The 11,432-nt window shown below is 67.5% G+C and carries 10 protein-coding genes; 6 read left to right on the top strand and 4 right to left on the bottom strand.

All coding sequences use genetic code 11. The annotated features are described in order from the left end of the window. Positions 1 to 73 precede the first annotated feature (73 nt). From AACZ35_RS08350 to AACZ35_RS08340, 3 genes are all read left to right on the top strand, one after another. A complete protein-coding gene (locus tag AACZ35_RS08350) occupies positions 74 to 1,165 on the top strand; it encodes a phosphotransferase (RefSeq protein ID WP_339828170.1) in 1,092 nt (363 codons plus the stop codon). Next, positions 1,162 to 1,848 (top strand): N-acetylmuramate alpha-1-phosphate uridylyltransferase MurU, encoded by a 687-nt coding sequence (gene murU / locus AACZ35_RS08345; protein ID WP_339828168.1) that lies wholly within the window; start codon positions 1,162 to 1,164, stop codon positions 1,846 to 1,848. Before AACZ35_RS08350 ends, murU begins: the two co-directional genes overlap by 4 nt. 103 nt (positions 1,849 to 1,951) lie before the next feature. Further along, positions 1,952 to 3,061, top strand: coding sequence for a GGDEF domain-containing protein (locus AACZ35_RS08340; protein ID WP_339828166.1), 1,110 nt, complete (start codon positions 1,952 to 1,954; stop codon positions 3,059 to 3,061). A 30-nt stretch (positions 3,062 to 3,091) separates the two neighbouring features. Here AACZ35_RS08340 and AACZ35_RS08335 read toward each other — a convergent pair whose 3' ends face one another. From AACZ35_RS08335 to AACZ35_RS08320, 4 genes are read right to left on the bottom strand one after another with little or no spacing between them, the layout of a single operon-like run. After that, positions 3,092 to 4,594 (bottom strand): CsgG/HfaB family protein, encoded by a 1,503-nt coding sequence (locus tag AACZ35_RS08335; RefSeq protein WP_339828164.1) that lies wholly within the window; start codon positions 4,592 to 4,594, stop codon positions 3,092 to 3,094. Positions 4,595 to 4,633: 39 nt separating this feature from the next. Beyond that, positions 4,634 to 5,248, bottom strand: a complete 615-nt coding sequence (locus tag AACZ35_RS08330; RefSeq protein WP_339828162.1) for a hypothetical protein — start codon at positions 5,246 to 5,248, stop codon at positions 4,634 to 4,636. 36 nt (positions 5,249 to 5,284) lie between these two features. Next, positions 5,285 to 6,409 (bottom strand): hypothetical protein, encoded by a 1,125-nt coding sequence (locus tag AACZ35_RS08325; RefSeq protein ID WP_339828160.1) that lies wholly within the window; start codon positions 6,407 to 6,409, stop codon positions 5,285 to 5,287. 14 nt (positions 6,410 to 6,423) lie between these two features. Next, positions 6,424 to 7,584, bottom strand: a complete 1,161-nt coding sequence (locus tag AACZ35_RS08320) for a hypothetical protein (RefSeq protein WP_339828158.1) — start codon at positions 7,582 to 7,584, stop codon at positions 6,424 to 6,426. A 227-nt stretch (positions 7,585 to 7,811) separates the two neighbouring features. Between AACZ35_RS08320 and AACZ35_RS08315 the strand changes: the two genes are divergently transcribed. The 3 genes from AACZ35_RS08315 (at position 7,812) to AACZ35_RS08305 (ending at position 11,295) form a co-directional block, all read left to right on the top strand. Further along, a complete protein-coding gene (locus AACZ35_RS08315) occupies positions 7,812 to 9,233 on the top strand; it encodes a mannose-1-phosphate guanylyltransferase/mannose-6-phosphate isomerase (protein WP_339828156.1) in 1,422 nt (473 codons plus the stop codon). A gap of 122 nt (positions 9,234 to 9,355) precedes the next feature. Continuing rightward, positions 9,356 to 10,498, top strand: a complete 1,143-nt coding sequence (locus AACZ35_RS08310; protein WP_339828154.1) for an MraY family glycosyltransferase — start codon at positions 9,356 to 9,358, stop codon at positions 10,496 to 10,498. Continuing rightward, entirely contained in the window at positions 10,498 to 11,295 is a 798-nt protein-coding gene (locus AACZ35_RS08305) for a CpsB/CapC family capsule biosynthesis tyrosine phosphatase (protein WP_339828152.1), read from the top strand. Before AACZ35_RS08310 ends, AACZ35_RS08305 begins: the two co-directional genes overlap by 1 nt. Positions 11,296 to 11,432 lie beyond the last annotated feature (137 nt).

The raw sequence follows: 11,432 nt of genomic DNA, 5'->3' as shown, positions 1-11,432 counted from the left end.
CTTTGCCAAAGGCAAAGTCAAAAGATTCGCGCCTGAAGGCGCTCCTACAGGGACAATCCGCCATAATCCGGGCATGAACTTGCCTGATCGAACTGAACTTAGGCTGCAGTGGACCCGCCAGGCGCTGGCGGATCCGGAGGCGTTGCTGGTGCGGGCGTCGAATGACGCGAGTTTCCGCAGCTACTGGCGCGCGCAGTCGGCGGGGCGGGCGTGGATCGTGATGGATGCGCCGCCGGACAAGGAAGACATCAGGCCCTGGCTGGACGTTGCCCAGCGCCTGGCGCACGCCGGCCTGCACGTGCCCGACATCCAGGCCGCCGACCCGCAGCGCGGCTTCGTGCTGATGGAAGACCTGGGCGACCGCACGCTGCTGCCCGAGCTCAACGGCACCAACGTCGACCGCCTCTACGGCGAGGCCATGGACGCGCTGCTGGCCATGCAGCAAAACGCCGACACCGTCGGCCTGCCCGAATACGACGAAGCGCGACTGGTCGCCGAGATGGAGCTGATGCCGGAATGGTTCCTCAAGCGCCACCTGGGCTTCACGCCCGAGTGCGAACAGTGGGACGTGATCGAATCCGCCTTCCGCGCCCTGGTCACCAGCGCCCAGGCGCAGCCGCAGGTGTTCGTGCACCGCGACTACCACTCGCGCAATCTGCTGGTCACCGACGAACATTCGCCGGGCGTCATCGATTTCCAGGACGCCGTGCGCGGGCCGGTCACCTACGACCTGGTTTCGCTGCTGCGCGACTGCTACATCGAATGGCCCAACGAACGCGTTGAACACTGGGCCGGCGAGTACCGCGAAAAACTCGCCGCCGCCGGCGTCGCCGTGCCCGATGCGAAAACCTTCCAACGCGCCTTCGACCTGATGGGCCTGCAGCGCCACATCAAGGTGCTGGGCATCTTCTGCCGCCTCTGGTACCGCGACGGCAAGGCCGGTTACCTGCAGGACCTGCCGCTGGTGTGGAAATACACCCGCGAGGTGGGCCTGCGGCATCCCGAAACAGCGGAGCTGGTGGCGCTGATCGAAACAGCAATCGGCGACCGCAACATCACGCTTCCTGTAGGAGCGCCTTCAGGCGCGAATCCCTTCTTTGCCGAAGGCCAGGCCAAAAGCTTCGCGCCTGAAGGCGCTCCTACAGGAAATTGCGGGGAGGCATGAAAGCCCTGGTCTTCGCCGCCGGCAAAGGCGAGCGCATGCGCCCGCTGACCGACACCACGCCCAAGCCGCTGCTGCCCGTGCGCGGCAAGCCGCTGATCGAATGGCACCTGGAAAAACTCGCGGCGCTGGGCGTGCAGGACGTGGTCATCAATACCTCCTGGCTGGCCCACGCCTTCGAACCCGCGCTGGGGCAGGGCGAACGCTGGGGCCTGCGCCTGCACTATTCGCACGAAGGCCCCGAGCCGCTGGAAACCGGCGGCGGCATGCTGCACGCGCTGCCGCACCTGGGCAGCGAACCCTTCCTGGCGGTGAACGCCGACATCTGGTGCGACTACGACTTCGCCCGCCTGCCGCGCGAACCCGCCGGCCTGGCCCACCTGGTGCTGGTGGACAACCCGGCCCACAACCCCGAAGGCGACTTCGCCCTGCTCGACGACGGCAGCATGCAGCCCGCGGGTGAGCGGCGGCTTACGTTTTCCGGCATCGGCGTGTACCGGCCGGTGCTGTTCAACAACTGGCGCAGCGTCATCGGCGCCGCCGCCGGCGCCGAGCTCGAGCCGCCGCGTTTCCGCCTGGCGCCGCTGCTGCGCGCCGCCATGCGCGCGGGTCAGGTAAGCGGCGAACACCACCGCGGCACCTGGACCGACGTCGGCACCCCCGAGCGCCTGGCCGCCCTGGGCTGACCGCGTCCCTCCCACACCAGTAGCTGAACCGCTGGTCGGCCTTCTGCGGCTTCCTGTGACTTATGTCCTTGATTGGGCCCGCAAAATCGCCGCTAATGCAGGGATGTTCAAGTCCGCCGCCCGCTCCGCGCAGCTGATGCTCTGCCATGTCCTGGAAGGCGACCTGGCGGGTTTGCCCGCGCACGAGCGCCGCGAACAGTACCGCCGGCAGATCCAGATGCTGCACGGCGCCATGAGCAAGCTGCTGCTGGGCATGGCCGTGATGGCCGCGCTGGTTTTCGCCTACGAAGCCTTCGTGCTGCCGTCGCTGCCCTCGCGGCTGGTGCTGCAGGCCGGCGGCGTGGCGCTGCTGTTGGCCATGGCGCTGCGCTACCGCACGGTGGTGTCCATCCGCCGCCGGCGCGCGCTGGGCATGGTGTTCCTGGCACTGCTGCTGGCCTGCCTGGCCGTGGGCGCGGTGGAGTGGACCGGGCCTTCGCTGCTGCCGCTGGCGGTGTTCCTGCTGCTGCCGGTCACCTGGCTGCCGCTGCTGGTGAAACCGCACGTCACTTTCGGCGGCCTGGCCCTGTGCACCGCGGTGGTGGCGGCCCTGCTGCTTGAATCCTCCGCCCCGGCGGGCGAGGTGCGGCTGTTCGGGTTCTACTACCTGCTAAGCGTCGCCGGCGGCCTGGTGCTGCGCCGCGCCCGCAGCAACCTGGCCAACCGCCTGGACAAGCAGGTTGAATCCCTGTGGCAGCGCGCCGTCAGCGACCCGCTGACCGGCCTGCTCAATCGCCAGGGCTGGATGAACCTCGCCGGCACCGCCATGGCCGACGCCCTGCGCGACGGCCACACGCCGGCGGTGCTGTTCATCGACGTCGACCACTTCAAGAAAACCAACGACCAGCACGGCCACCTGGCCGGCGACGACCTGCTGCGCGCCCTGGGCCAGATCATCGACGGCCGCATCGGCCCGGGCGAATACAGCGCCCGCCTGGGCGGCGAAGAGTTCGCCTGCCTGCTGCCCGACGCCACTGTGGAAACCGCCCGCCGCTTCGCCGAACGGCTGGCCGCCGACTACCGCCAGCGCGCCCGCGACTACGGTTCGACCCTGAGCATCGGCATCGCCACCCACGAAGACGGCGACGTGCTCAACGACCTGCTGGCCCGCGCCGACGCCGCCCTGTACCAGGCCAAGCGCAGCGGCCGCGACCAGGTGGTCATCAGCCAATAGAGCATCGCCTCCTTGCGGAGGCGATGATTGTTACCAGTCTGGATCTTCGCTTGGGGCCGGCGGGTTGGCCGGCGCCACTGCGGGGCTTGGGGCCGGCGACGGAGCCGCGGCAGCCGGAACTCTTGGGCTGGCTGCTTCGGAGTCCTGTTGGGCCGTCGGCGCCTGGATGGACGGAAGGGCTTCACGCAGTTCCAGCATGCCGGGCTGGAAGCCCGATGCATCCGGCACGTCACCCTCGATCCGGCCATAGGCGGTCTGGGACGAAACCCGGTCCACCGTCAGGGTGCAGCACGGGGACTCGAGCCGGCCCAGCGGACGCCCGGTCTGCGGGTCGGTCAAGGCATCGCCCATGCGCACCACCGTGTACCGGTCGCCGACCTTCACCGCCTGCCCGCCCTGGCTCAGCACCGCCACGTCACCCTGAAGGGCAACGATGGAGATCGGGAAGATGCTCGACAGAACCGCCTGCGACATTTGCGCTGACAGGGCGTCCATCATCTGCCCGGCCATGCTGGCACCGTCGATCACCCGCGGCATGGTGCTGGCATCGGTTGCCGGCAGGGTGTGCTCGAACCTGCGCGAAAGCACGACTTCGCCAGTCGTGGCATTGATGACGTCCAGACCTACCGCGCCGCCACCGCTGTAGCTGACAAGTTCGCGGTCGGACATACGCAGCTTGCGTACATGGCGCCGGTACTCGAAGCGTTCGATGGTGGGGACAAGGATCAGGTCGGTTGCCAACTGCTGGCCAATGCGCGCCACGTCGGCGACGCGGGCATTGCCGCTATTGATGAACTCCACTTCGCGCTGCAGTTCGGGCGCGAGCTCGCGGTCAAGCATGACGAAACGGTCGCTCTGCGACAGGGCTTGCGAAATGCGGCGCTTGACGGCCTGGCCAACCTCGCCGGCGGACACCGATGCATCACCCACCGGGTAGCGAGCCTCGGATTGCCGCGGAAACACCACCAGCAGCTTCGGGCGGCCGTCATCGGCCGGTGCCTCGTACTTCGCCACCTTCGCCTTGATCGAAACCTTCCAGTAGTTGTCGTAGACCTTTTCCTTGCCCTCATGGGAGCCCTCGGCGAAGGCACCGGCTTCGCCCCAGGCATCCGCAACCCACCCGCCAGCGGCATAGGAACCCTTGTACTCGCGCTCAGCCTGCAACTTGCTGATCTGTTCCGACGACACCACTTCGAAGCCGGTGACGGCACCATCGGAAGAGGACACCACGAGGTCGGCGTAGGCGCTGGTCTGCATGTCCAGCCGGCGCAGCCCGTTTATGTCGATGCGCAGCGCCCCGCGCGAGGCGGCGCTGGCACTGGAAACCCGGCGGCCGTTGACCTGGCTGATCGCACTGTCCAGCGCGCGTAGCGAGGCTTCCTCGGGTGTGCCGCCGATGCCGGTGGCCTCGACTTCCACTTCGCGAACCCCGCCAAAGTCCGGGTTCTCGCGGAACGCCGGTTCATTGCCTTCGGCGGTCGTGCCTGCGGACTCGGGTGGGGCGGATTCGCCGCAGCCGGCGACCAGGGCCACGAGCAGGACGGAAAGCAACAGACGGAGGACGCGCATCGGTCAGAGCCCGTCGAGCATCGAGGTGGCATCAGACGGCGGCGACAGGTCGTTGCGCTTGCCGTATTCGAAGATCATCTTGCTGGAGGTACGCAGGCTGTTGAAGTAGCCCGGCGACTCCTTCGTCACGTAGACCGCCGCGCGGCCGGTGCCGCTCAGCGAACTGGCACCGAACGAGCGTCCGGCCGCCTGCGCGGCGTCAAGCGTGTGCTTGGCGGTAAGCAGGCCCTTGCCGTAGCTGACCAGTCCTTCGGCATAAGCAGACTTGCCGGAAGCGTCGAGCTGCGGCTGGTCCTGCATGCGCGCGGCAATAGCCTCCTGGGCACCATCGGATACCTCGCGGGATTTCTTCAGGGCGCTCGTGTCCACCTGCTCGGCGGAAAGCGCCTGTTGCTCCGCTTTGAGCAGGGTTACCTGGTCCTGCAAGTCGAAGGCTTCGGCGAACTTGATCTGCGCCGCGATGATGTGCGACTGCGACTCGACGAACTTTCCGACCACCATCTCGGGGCTTGCAGCGCCCTCGTCCTTCTTGCCCAGAAGGCCGCCGAGCTGTGCATGGGCGGGCAGGGCGATGCTGGCGAGAACGAGGGTGGCCAGGAAAAGGCGCGTGATCTTCAAGGGGTATCTCCTTTGGAATTGAGGGTTTCGGCGACTTCAGCGGACGCCGCGGGCATTGAGCTGGTCGGCCATCATCTGGGCGGCCTGTTCGGCGGCCAGGGCCAGGGCATTGGTGCGTGCGACGGTTTCCGTGGGGCCAATGCCCGAGAACTGGATCGGGCCCACCGATGAGACGTTGCGCGGGAATCGCCCGGCGACGTCCAGCACTTTTCCGTTCACCGTCACATAGACGCGCGGCTGGCCGGTCACCGGGTCGGTGTCGCGCACGCCGACGTCCAGGGTTCCGTAGGCGAGCAGCGGGATGCCCGCGTTGCGCACGCCTGCTACCGTGCCGCGCAGGGCGTCAGGGCTGATGTCTTCGCCGGTGCTGTAGTCGCTGCGGATGCGGGCCAGACTCATCTGGCCACCGCTTTCGCCTTCGACGTATTCGCCTTCGACCACCTCGTAGCCGGCCTGGCCCAGCACGCCGATCATGGCCGAGTTGATTTCATTGGTATTGGTCACCTGCCACTGCACCTGTTCGGCCTTGCGGGTGACGCTGCCGCCGCTGGTCCGGGTTTCCGAGCTGGACCCCTGGGCGGCAAGTGTCTGGCTGCGCGAGCCGTCGGTGTCGATGCGGTTTCCGGAGATGCGTTCACCTTCCGAGGTGGATTCGCCGTAAGTGGCCGAGACGTCGGCGTCGACCGTGGCGTCCACGCGCTGGTAGACCTTGTCCTGGAACGCCTGTGCCGACGACTGGGCGCGCGCCACGAACACCAGGGCCATCAGCGAACGCTGGCCAGGCGCCGACGAAGCCGTGGCGGAACCGGCATCGATATCGGCCTGCAGCAACGCCACGTTGATGTCGGCACGTACAACCACCGAATAGGTCTTGGCCGATTTGTCTTCGGTTTCATCCAGGATGGCCGAGCCCAGCACGTAGCGGTCCACCTGGCCTTCGAACTGCTCGCGGCGCTGGGCGAAAGCGCGCATCGCCGTGGGGGAGGTGGCGGCCAAGTGGGACTCGATTGCCGCAAAGGTGGCCTTGCGCTGCGCCTCGCGGCGCTCTTCGGGGTCCAGGCGGCCTTCGTAATCCACACGACCCATGCCCTTCGCGCTTGCCGTCTGGGCGAGTGCCGGCGGGGCCATGCAGGCAAGGGCTAGGCCCAGGAGCACGGCCATGGGAATCCAAGCTTTCATCGACATTTTTCTACGAGCTCCTGAAAAGCGCGGGCCTGCTTGGTGGCAGTGCGGGGATCCTGCTGCTGGCGCAGCCATTCCCCGTCCCCGCCGCCGGCAGCCGCGGCGAACATGGCCAGGCCCGAGAGCAACGTCTCGTACCGGGCGGCATCCAGATCAAATTGCGCCTGGCTGGCAGGCAGCGTCTTGGTGGCGCCATGGCGGAAACCATGGTCGAGGTATGTCTTGCCCGACAGCGGCTCGCTGGCGCGCAGGCGGAAATAGGCGCCCAGCAGTTCCTGGCGCATCGCGGGGGTTTGCTTGAGCGTCTTCTGGCGGAAGCCTTCGAGCTCCAGTTCCAGCGCGTAGTCGGGCTCGGGCACCTTCAGGGTGAACACCCGGCCGTCGGCGAAGCGCGCCGCCATGGTGCCGCCCACGGCCTGGCCGGGCTGGTGCGGCAGAAGCCCCATGCCCAACGTGGAGGAGAGGAGCTTGGTGAATTCGTGGCCCAGCGTTCCGTCCTGGACCCGGGCGGCCAGGGCGACGGGAACCTCCGCATCCGGCGCCACCGCGACTTTCACCAGCTGCATGCGCAGCGCCGAACTGTCCGGCAGGCGCAGCCGCGCCAGCGCAGCCTGGCTGGCGCCGGCCAGGCTGGCGGTGCCAGTGCCCTGCACAAGGCTGCGGAAGGCGGCTTCGATCTGTTCGGTCGTGGGCGGCTGGTCCATGACGTCCACGCGCTGCACCGTCACGGGGTAGGCCAGGCGGACCTGCATGTCGCGGTAGTCGAAAAAGAGCAACTGGGCCGAAAGCTCCACCAGCAGCTTGTGCTGGCCGGCGATTTCCTCGACCACCGTCACTTCGCGGTCCAGTGCCAGCGCCATCGCGGTGGCGCTGCCGGTGCCGTCCAGGGTGGCCAGCTCGCCCATGCGCAGTTCCACGTGGGGCATCGGCGTATCCGCCAGTTGGCGAGCGAGCAGGGTGTTGGTCTGCAGCAGGCCGTCGGCATGCAGGATCCGCGAGGCCACGGGCAGGCTGTCGGGCGCGCCCGCGGCGGCACCTGTGAAGGCCAGGCCGGCAAAATGCACGGTGTCGCGATTGCTTTCGTTGGCGTGGGCGGGCGTCGGCGCCGCGGCGAAGGCCAGCGACGCCAGGCAGGCGATGAGGAGGGTACGCATGGCTGGAGTCTAGGCAGCGCCGTTCACTTTCCGAGGGAGAACTTTTCTCTCTATGCAGGAACTGCGATGCCCGTCACGCGCGCACGTCGCGACCAGGTTTCGCTGTGGGAGAGGCTTCAGTCCCGAAAGCATCGGGACTGAAGTCACTCCCACAAGATCAGCCCCCAGCAGCCCCCGAATACCAGCCGTGGCAAGATGTCGGGCATCGCCTTCACGCCCCGACCCAAATGACCGAACTCGTCCCCGTCCTGCTTTCCGGCGGCTCCGGCACCCGCCTGTGGCCGCTTTCGCGCGAAACCCATCCCAAGCAGTTCCAGCCGCTGGTGGGGGAAAAGTCGCTGCTGCAGGCCACCTGGGAACGCCTCGAGGGCCTGGACGGCCTGGCCGCGCCGATCGTGGTGGCCAACGAAGACCACCGTTTCATGGTGGCCGAACAGCTGCGCCGCGTGGGCGCTGTGCCCAGCGCCATCGTGCTCGAGCCCGTGGGCCGCAACACTGCGCCCGCCATTGCCGTCGCGGCACTACAGGCCCGCGCCGGCGGCGCCGACCCGCTGCTGCTGGTGCTGCCCTCCGACCACGTTATCGCCGACGAAGCCGGCTTCCGTGCCGCCGTGCTGTCCGCTTGCGAAGCGGCAGGGCAGGGCGCCCTGGTCACCTTCGGCATCGTGCCCACGGGCCCGGAAACCGGCTACGGCTACATCAAGGCGGGCCCTCCCACAAAGGCAGCCGTCATGCCGGTGGAAGCCTTCGTCGAAAAACCCGACAAGGTGACGGCCGAAGCCTACGTCGCCTCCGGCGACTACTTCTGGAACTCCGGCATGTTCCTGTTCCGCGCCTCGGCCTACCTGGCCGAGCTGGAAAAACACGCCCCGGCCATGGTCGCCGCCGCCCGCGAATCGCTGGAAAAAGCCCAGCGCGACGTCGATTTCCTGCGCCTGGACCGCGCCGCCTTCGAAGCCTGCCCGGCCGATTCCATCGACTACGCCGTCATGGAAAAAACCGACAAGGCCGCCGTGCTGCCCATCAACCTGGGCTGGAACGACGTGGGCAGCTGGAAGGCCCTGTGGGAAATCGCCGACCAGGACCCCGACGGCAACGCCCACCACGGCGACGTCATCGCCCTGGACTGCCGCAACACCCTGGCCTGGGGCGGCCGCCGGCTGGTGAGCCTGCTGGGCCTGGACGACGTCATCGTGGTGGATACCGACGACGCCCTGCTGGTGGCCGCGCGCGACCAGGTGCAGCAGGTGAAGGACATCGTTGCCCGCCTGAAGGAAGAAGGCCGGCCCCAGGCCAGCATCCACCGCAAGGTCTACCGCCCCTGGGGCAGCTACGACGGCATAGACAGCGGCGAGCGCTTCCAGGTGAAGCGCATTGTTGTTAATCCCGGTGCCGCGCTCAGCCTGCAGATGCACCACCACCGCGCCGAACACTGGATCGTGGTTAGCGGCTCTGCCCGCGTTACTTGCGATGACCGCGTGTTCCTGCTCAGCGAAAACCAGAGCACCTACATTCCCCTTGGCAGCAAACACCGCCTGGAAAACCCCGGCAAGGTGCCGCTGGAACTGATCGAAGTGCAGTCCGGCAGTTACCTCGGCGAAGACGACATCGTTCGCTTCGAGGACGTCTACGGCAGGCAGCAGGGCTAAACCCGTTATCGGCGGCGGTCAAGCCATCGAGAATCTTTCCCGCGTGTAATTCCTACACGATTCGGGCTGCTAGGCTCTTTGCCCTCTGTCCTGTCCGGCGCCGCAGTGCGTTATCCCCCCGTATGGACTACCTCCAACTCTGGCAAGAACTTGAGCCTGCCCACTGGGCGCGCGCGGCCTTTTCGATGGCCGTGGTGGCCCTGCTTGTCCCGCTGACCCTGCCGCTGGCCCGGCGCTGGGGCCTGCTGGACATCCCGGGTGGCCGCAAGGACCACGCCAGCCCGATTCCGGTGACCGGCGGCGCGGTCATCCTGTTCGCCGTCGTGGCCGGCTTCTTCATCTTCGAACCCAACTGGAACCTGCGCGTGGCCACCTTCCTGGTGGGCGCCCTGGGCCTGGTGGTGGTGGGCCAGCTGGACGACAAATACGACCTGCGCTGGACCTGGCGCATCGGCGCCCAGGCGCTGGCGGCGCTGGCGCTGTACTTCCTGGCCGGCGTGCAGGCAAGCAACCTGCAGGATGTTTTCGGTTTCACGGGCGCCAACATCGGGCTGCTGGCGCTGCCGTTCACCGTGTTCGTGGTGGTGGGCATCATCAATGCCCTGAACATGGCCGACGGCGTGGATGGCCTGGCCGGCTCGCTGGCCTTGGTTTCGCTGATGCTGTTCACCTGTTTCGCCCTGTACGCCGGCGACATGAACCTGGCCGTGCGACTGCTGTCGCTGGCGGCCGCGGTGGTGGGGTTCCTTATCTGGAATTCGCGCCTGCCCTGGCAGCCGCGGGCCAGGGTCTTCCTGGGCAACGGCGGCAGCATGCTGCTGGGTTTCATCATTGCCTGGGCGGCGCTGCGGCTTACCCAGAACCCGGCCCACCCGGTGTCGCCGGTGCTGGCCCCGTACACACTGGCCCTGCCGCTTATTGATTGCGTGGTGCTGATGGTGCGGCGCTACCGCCGCGGGGCCTCGCCCTTCAAAGCCGACCGCAACCACATGCACCACCTGCTGCTGGACGCCGGCTACCGCCCCTTCATGGTGGTGCTGCTGATGGCCGGCGGTTCGCTGGTGCTGGGCATCGCCGCCGCGGTGGCGGTGAAGACCGGCGTCTACCGGCCGGTGCTGGTGGGCTGCTTTTTCATGCTGCTGGGGAGCTGGTACCTGTTCACCCGCAATCGCGACGTTGCCGTGGCCCGCCTGCGCCGCCTGCGCGGTGGCGGCGAGGCTCCGCAAGCGGCGCTGCGAGCCGCACAGGAAGCCGGCGAACGCTGATGATCGACCTGCATTGCCACATGCTGCCGGGCATCGACGATGGCCCGACCAGCCTTGAAGTGTCCCTGGCCATGGCCCGGCAGGCCGTGGACGACGGCATCCATTTCACCGCCTGCACGCCGCACATTTACCCAGGCCTGTACGAAAACAACCGGGCCGGCATCGAACAGGCCGTGGAGGATTTCCGGCGCGAGCTCGCCGCCGCGAAGATTCCGCTGCAGCTGGGCGTGGGCGCCGACACCCACCTGGCGCCCGACCTGGTGGGCGGCATCCGCAGCGGCCGCGTGCCCACCATTTGCGGCAGCCGCTACCTGCTGCTGGAGCCACCGCACCACGTGGCGCCGCCGCGTTTCGCCGAAAGCGTGTTCACGCTGATGACCGCCGGCTACATTCCCGTCATCACCCATCCCGAGCGGCTGACCTGGATCGAAAACCACTACGCCGTCTTCGGCGATTTGGTGAAGCAGGGCGCCTGGATGCAGCTCACCGCCGGCAGCCTGACCGGCCGCTTCGGCAAGCGCCCGCAGTACTGGAGCGAGCGCATGCTCGACGAAGGCCTGGTGCACATTCTGGCCACCGATTCGCACCACTGCGACAAACGCCCGCCGCTGCTGGCCGAAGGCCGCGATGCCGCCGCCCGCCGCCTGGGCGCGGAAGAAGCGCATCATCTGGTCAACACCCGCCCGCAGGCCATCCTGGACGACCTGCCGCCGGCCGCCGTGCCGCCGCTGCCGGATGTGGGGAAACCCCTGTCCCGCAAGCCCGGTCTTTGGACTAGGCTGTTTGGCAGCCCATAATCCCAATCCCCCCGAATGAGCCGAATGAATATGAACAGCCTCGTGCTCCGGAGTGTGTTGGCCGCCTTGCTGCTATCGCTGCTGGCGGCCTGTGCGACTTCGACCAGTGGTTCGGTACGCAGTGGCACCGCCAAGGC

The sequence above is a fragment of the uncultured Arenimonas sp. genome, assembly GCF_963976025.1.
In the GTDB taxonomy this organism is placed as follows: domain Bacteria; phylum Pseudomonadota; class Gammaproteobacteria; order Xanthomonadales; family Xanthomonadaceae; genus Arenimonas.
The sequence above is the reverse complement of the archived record's forward strand: the minus strand, read 5'-3'. Positions and strand labels throughout refer to the sequence as shown.

Coding starts and splice junctions, on each gene's coding strand:
- AACZ35_RS08325 (WP_339828160.1), bottom strand. CDS start 6,409: ATGGCCGTGCTCCTGGGCCTAGCCCTTGCCTGCATGGCCCCGCCGGCA.
- AACZ35_RS08340 (WP_339828166.1), top strand. CDS start 1,952: ATGTTCAAGTCCGCCGCCCGCTCCGCGCAGCTGATGCTCTGCCATGTC.
- AACZ35_RS08315 (WP_339828156.1), top strand. CDS start 7,812: ATGACCGAACTCGTCCCCGTCCTGCTTTCCGGCGGCTCCGGCACCCGC.
- AACZ35_RS08305 (WP_339828152.1), top strand. CDS start 10,498: ATGATCGACCTGCATTGCCACATGCTGCCGGGCATCGACGATGGCCCG.
- murU (WP_339828168.1), top strand. CDS start 1,162: ATGAAAGCCCTGGTCTTCGCCGCCGGCAAAGGCGAGCGCATGCGCCCG.
- AACZ35_RS08350 (WP_339828170.1), top strand. CDS start 74: ATGAACTTGCCTGATCGAACTGAACTTAGGCTGCAGTGGACCCGCCAG.
- AACZ35_RS08310 (WP_339828154.1), top strand. CDS start 9,356: ATGGACTACCTCCAACTCTGGCAAGAACTTGAGCCTGCCCACTGGGCG.
- AACZ35_RS08320 (WP_339828158.1), bottom strand. CDS start 7,584: ATGCGTACCCTCCTCATCGCCTGCCTGGCGTCGCTGGCCTTCGCCGCG.